Source organism: Aestuariivita sp. (assembly GCF_021404545.1).
GTDB lineage: Bacteria > Pseudomonadota > Alphaproteobacteria > Rhodobacterales > Rhodobacteraceae > Aestuariivita.
Map to the genome: position 1 here is coordinate 1 of NZ_JAAWWD010000088.1, position 1,032 is coordinate 1,032.

The 1,032-nt window shown below is 58.6% G+C and carries 1 pseudogene; it reads right to left on the reverse strand.

The annotated features are described in order from the left end of the window. Positions 1-1,032, reverse strand: a pseudogene (locus HEP69_RS23490) (tetratricopeptide repeat protein); the annotation flags it as partial.

Sequence of the window (1,032 nt, forward strand, 5' to 3'; positions counted from 1 at the left end):
TTTTGCGGCCCCCCGCCTTCGTCCGACAGCACTGGTGGAGACAGCCCGTGGCCTCCGAGAGTGCGGCACAAGCGCACAGGTTCCAGATCGGGCGACGGCTCGCTCTCGTTCAGGGACAATGCGCGTTTCCATTGAAACCGCGCTTCGACCTTGCGGCCTACAGCCCAGAGAACGTCTCCCAGATGGTCATTCACCACCGGGTCAGTCGGCATCAATTCGGCGGCACGCTCCATCTGCACGATGGCCTCTTCATACCGGCCAAGACGATAGAGAACCCATCCCAGACTATCCACAATATAACCGCTATCGGGTTGCGCGGCGACGGCGCGCTCGATCATATTCAGTGCCTCATCGAGATTGATGTGCTTTTCCACCATCGTATACCCGAGATAGTTCAACACCTGTGGGTGATCCGGGTTCAACTCCAACGCACGACGAAAATCGGCCTCAGCCTCGGGCCAGTTGTCCAAGCGTTCGTGGCTGATGGCGCGGGCATAACGCACGAACCATTGATCGTTCCCCCGCGACTGATACAGCTCGAGCGCCCGGTCATAGGCTGGCACTGCGGCGGAAAAATCCTCTTGTGAGCGATGGAGATCGCCCACTGCAACATGAACCTCGGCAAGGTTGGGATAGTCTTTTGCCAATTGCTCCAAAACTTCGATCGCCGCGTCAGGCTTGCCAGCGCGACGCAGCACATCGCTGCGCCCCAGTTCCGCCAGATGGTAAGAGGGGTGATCGCGCGGTACTTTCTTAAACGCCCAGATTGCTAGAACGAAACGCTCCAGATCCTCTAGCAGGTCTGCCGCCATCAGCACGGCATCGACATGGGCAGGTTTGATCATCTCGGCCACGCGAGCATAGATCAAGACATACTCATCATTGGCCTCTTGCATCAGGGCACGGCCAAGCGACAGAAAGACTTCGGCAATTCCGTCCGCTGACCGTTTCACAGGGTACAACAGAGAGCGCTAGCAGTCCGCCGGCCGTTCACGCCGCGTATCAGTCACGGAGCACACACCCGCCCAACCA